This is a genomic window from Mycobacterium sp. TH-M82 (genome assembly GCF_057473605.1).
Map to the genome: position 1 here is coordinate 1 of NZ_JBYCKY010000241.1, position 3872 is coordinate 3872.

Annotated in this window: 5 protein-coding genes and 1 pseudogene; 2 read left to right on the forward strand and 4 right to left on the reverse strand. The window is 67.4% G+C overall.

Annotated elements, in window-relative coordinates:
* Positions 1 to 262 (forward strand): thioredoxin family protein (locus AC2VON_RS07525; RefSeq protein ID WP_486952385.1); only part of this gene is annotated, 262 nt, incomplete at its 5' end.
* 53 nt (positions 263 to 315) lie between these two features.
* Here the strand turns inward: AC2VON_RS07525 and AC2VON_RS07530 are convergent.
* The 3 genes from AC2VON_RS07530 to AC2VON_RS07540 form a co-directional block, all read right to left on the reverse strand.
* The gene (locus AC2VON_RS07530) at positions 316 to 525 is read right to left on the reverse strand and encodes a hypothetical protein (RefSeq protein WP_486952386.1); all 210 of its coding nucleotides are present in this window, start codon (positions 523 to 525) and stop codon (positions 316 to 318) included.
* 389 nt (positions 526 to 914) lie between these two features.
* Positions 915 to 1661, reverse strand: coding sequence for a TlpA family protein disulfide reductase (locus AC2VON_RS07535; RefSeq protein WP_486952387.1), 747 nt, complete (start codon positions 1659 to 1661; stop codon positions 915 to 917).
* Positions 1658 to 2053, reverse strand: a complete 396-nt coding sequence (locus tag AC2VON_RS07540) for an ArsR/SmtB family transcription factor (protein ID WP_486952388.1) — start codon at positions 2051 to 2053, stop codon at positions 1658 to 1660. Before AC2VON_RS07540 ends, AC2VON_RS07535 begins: the two co-directional genes overlap by 4 nt.
* 133 nt (positions 2054 to 2186) lie before the next feature.
* On the opposite strand from AC2VON_RS07540, the gene merA reads away from it, so the two are divergent.
* Complete coding sequence (merA, locus tag AC2VON_RS07545) at positions 2187 to 3599, forward strand: mercury(II) reductase (RefSeq protein ID WP_486952389.1); 1413 nt, start codon at positions 2187 to 2189, stop codon at positions 3597 to 3599.
* 22 nt (positions 3600 to 3621) lie between these two features.
* Here the strand turns inward: merA and AC2VON_RS07550 are convergent.
* Positions 3622 to 3872: pseudogene (locus AC2VON_RS07550) on the reverse strand (haloalkane dehalogenase); the annotation flags it as partial.

Genomic DNA, 3872 nt, shown 5'->3' on the forward strand with positions numbered 1-3872 from the left:
TGAGTTTTGGGCGACCTGGTGTCCACGTTGCCGGATGGCGGCACCGGTCCTCGAGGCGATCGCCACCGAGCAAGCGGGCCAGCTCACCGTCGCCAAATTGGACGTGGACGCCAATCCGGTGAGGGCGCGCGAGTTTCAGATCGTTGCGACCCCCACGCTGATCCTGTTCAAGGATGGTCAACCGGTGCGACGGATCGTCGGCGCCAAGGCTAAGGAGGCATATCTGCGGGAGCTTTCCGAGGCCATTCCCGGCCTCGTCTAGCTCAAACGATCGCCCGCTGAGCCACACCGGCATGAAGCGCGCGCTACTTTTCCTCAGATCGCCAGAGCGGCAGCGGCGTCGACGATGGCCCCGTAGGCGGCATGGGCCGACAACGCAACGACAGGAGCGCCGATCCCCCAGTTGAGCATGATCAATCCGGGCGGTTCCAGCAGGGCGACATCGGGGGCGCTGGTGCTGGGCTTGCCCATACGGGGGTGGACCACCGGCAGCAGGATGTTCACCGGGGCGGTGCCGGCGAACATGCCGTGCGCCAGGCCCAGCAGCGCCCCAGCCCGGCCCCAGCGTGATGGGTAACGGCAATTATCGCGTAGTAGCCGAGGCCGAAGAGCTGCCCGAACACGGAGTGCATCACATACCCGATCGCCTTAGCCTGAATCCGTGGACGAACCGGTGATTTGATCGGCGTCAGGCTGCACGGACACCAGGCCGGTCACCGTCTGCCCCATCATCGAGGACACTTAGACACCCGATCGGCCAGCCATGCCCCGACGGTGTGGGTGACTTGCTCAGCTCGGACCCTCGGCCGCAGAAGTTGGTTCTGGGGTATTGGCGTGTTCGGTTGTGCAGCAGTTCGATTCGATCTGCAATGGGGACCGGGCATCGTGGCGGCGGCAGCCGGTGGCGGCCGCGATCACGATGAGAACCACGGCAACCAAGGTGATCTGGTCGCTGATCCAGGTGGATGTAGCGGCGGAGAACCCGGCCATGCCCCGTTGCTGTTGGCGCTGCTGCCATGGACCGCGGCGGGGTACCAGTACCAGGCGAGGTAGGTACCGCTGACGACGAGGAAGGCGGCGGTGATGCGGCCCGCGTAACGGGCCAGTGCGGTCAACCGGCTGGTCAATGCGGCACCCGAGGCGCCCGCCGCGGCGAGGGCTGTGCGGATCTGGTCGGCGGTGGGATCGGTGGCCCGGTAGGTGACCTTCCCGGCGGGTTCAACGACGAGCAGGGTGCTCAGCGCGGAGGCCTTGTAGGCACGGCTGAGGGTGGCGCCGGTGTCGATGGTGGTGGGCAGCTCGGGGCTGTCGATGGCGTGCAGGAATCCGGTGATGGCGTCTTTGGTGGCGCCGGGATCCATGTCCACAGCCAGGAGTTGGGTTTTGTCACCGACCGTGGTCGCGGCCTGGGCCAGCGACTTGCCGCCGCCGAGGCATTCACCGCAGCCGACGGAGAAGAAGAACACCGCTGCCGGCTTGTCGGCGGGTATCCGCACGGTGGCGCCGGCGAGGGTGGTCACCACGGTGGTGGGCGGGTTAACGGCGGTCGGTGCGGAGGTGCTCGTGGTGGAGTTGCACGCGGTCAGCCCGGTCGCAGCAACGGCGGTGAAGGCGGTGGCGAGGAAAGGGCGGCGGTGTCGCTGGGTGGCCGAACGTGTCATCGGTGGCGGGGACCTCTCTCGGCGTCGGGGGCCGGGTTGATGCGGGGGCAGCAGTCCAGGGCGGCGGCGTTGTCGATGGCCAGCGACCGGGCGAGCACGACCAGGTCGCCGACCCGGGGGTCGCCGACCGAATAGCGCAGTTTGCGGCCGTCGCGACGGGAGACGACGTATCCGCAATCGGTGAGACACGCCAGATGTATCGACACCCGTGGCTGCGTGATCCCGGCGTGCTCGACGCAGTCGGCCACGGTGCGTTCACCAGCCAGGATGTATTCCAGGATCTTCAGACGGGTGGGATCGGACAGGGCGCGGAAGAACCGCGCCACGGTATCGGAATGCGAACAGTGATCTTCCACCACCGCGGTCGCGGCACGGCCGGGAGTGGGCAACATGCGGGACCTCCAACCCTTCCATACTATTCGTTGAGCCGAATACTATACTGCAATGGATCTATTCGGCAAGGCGAATACTGAAGCGGGTTGCGGCGGTGCGGCCGGAGCCCGCGACACGGAGGAGAACCGCCCCATGGGATATGACCTGGCAGTGATCGGTTCGGGTGCGGCGGCGTTCGCCGCCGCGATCGCCGCGCGGCAGAAGGGGCGCAGCGTGGTAATGATCGAACGCGCCACTACCGGTGGCACGTGCGTGAATATGGGGTGTGTGCCGTCGAAGGCGCTGCTGGCTGCCGCCGCGGCCCGCCATGTCGCGGGCGCGCAGGCGTTCCCGGGGATCACAACCGATGCCGGTCCGGTGGATATCGCCACGCTGATCGCGGGCAAAGACCGCCTGATCGAGGGGTTGCGCACGGAGAAGTACATCGACCTGGCCGCCGACTACGACTGGCCGATCATGCGCGGCCAGGCTGCCTTCGTCGAGGGTCCCGCATTGGTGGTCGCCCCGAACGGCAGCGGTGGCACCGTGCGGGTCGGGGCGGCGAATTATCTGGTTGCGACCGGCTCGGCGCCGTGGGTGCCGCCGGTGGACGGGCTGGCCGAGTCCGGCTATCTGACCTCGGCGACTGTGATGGCGATCGATCGAATACCCGAGTCGCTGGTGGTTCTCGGTGGCGGCTATGTGGCGTTGGAGCAGGCGCAGCTGTTCGCCCGCCTCGGGGCGGAGGTCATCATCCTGGTACGCGGCGGCCGGCTCGCGCGGGCCGAGGAGCCGCAGGTCAGCGAGGTCATCGCCGGGGTGTTCGCCGAGGAAGGCATCACGGTGGTGACCGGCGCTCAGCTACGGCAGGTGCGCCGCGGCCCGGCCGGCGAGGTCACCGCGACCGCAGTCGTCGACGGCGACGGACGCGAGTTCCGCGCCGAGCGTGTGCTGGTTGCGACGGGCCGCCGCCCAGTGACCGACGGATTGAATCTGGACGCAGTCGGGGTGAAGGTCGCCGCGCGCGGGCAGGTGGTGGTCGACGAGTACCTGCGCACCAGCAACCCGCGAATCTGGGCCGCCGGTGATGTCACGGGGTATCCGCAGTTCGTGTATGTCGCCGCCACGCACGGCAACCTGGTCGCCGACAACGCCCTCGACGGCGCCTCGCGCACTCTCGACTACACCGCGCTGCCGCGGGTCACGTTCACCACCCCGACCATCGCGTCGGTGGGGCTGACCGACACTGCGGCCGTGCAGGCCGGGTACTCGTGTCAATGCCGGGTGCTGCCGCTGGGCTATGTGCCCCGCGCGCTGGTCAACCGCGACACCCGGGGTCTGGTCAAGATCGTCGCCGAGCGCGACACCGGCCGCATCCTGGGCGTGCACATGATCGCCGAGGGCGCCGGTGACGCGATCCAATCTGCCGTCTACGCAGTGCAATCCGGCATGACCACCGGGCAGATGGCCGGCACGTGGGCCCCGTATCTGACCATGGCCGAGGCGCTGAAACTCGCCGCGCAGGCCTTCACCCGCGATATCGCCAAACTGTCGTGTTGTGCCTGACCAACCCGGGAGAGATCAGCGACTAGTGCGGTTCGCGTAACCGCCGAACAAAGTCGGCCATGGCCGTGCCGATCTCGTCCGGGCTGTCCTCCTGGACGAAATGCACACCTCTGATGTTGATTTCGGTTTGGTTGTGCCAGGTACGAACGAACTCGCGGATACGGCCGCGCACGATCGCCCCGGGTTCAGCGTTGATGAACAGCTTGGGCACATCGCTTTTCGACAGCCATGTCGCGTAGTCGTTCACGACTGCTATGACGTCTGCCGGCTCGC

Excerpts from the sequence above, each read along its gene's own strand:
- AC2VON_RS07535 (WP_486952387.1), bottom strand. The coding sequence starts at position 1,661 with ATGACACGTTCGGCCACCCAGCGACACCGCCGCCCTTTCCTCGCCACC.
- merA (WP_486952389.1), top strand. The coding sequence starts at position 2,187 with ATGGGATATGACCTGGCAGTGATCGGTTCGGGTGCGGCGGCGTTCGCC.
- AC2VON_RS07540 (WP_486952388.1), bottom strand. The coding sequence starts at position 2,053 with ATGTTGCCCACTCCCGGCCGTGCCGCGACCGCGGTGGTGGAAGATCAC.
- AC2VON_RS07530 (WP_486952386.1), bottom strand. The coding sequence starts at position 525 with ATGTTCGCCGGCACCGCCCCGGTGAACATCCTGCTGCCGGTGGTCCAC.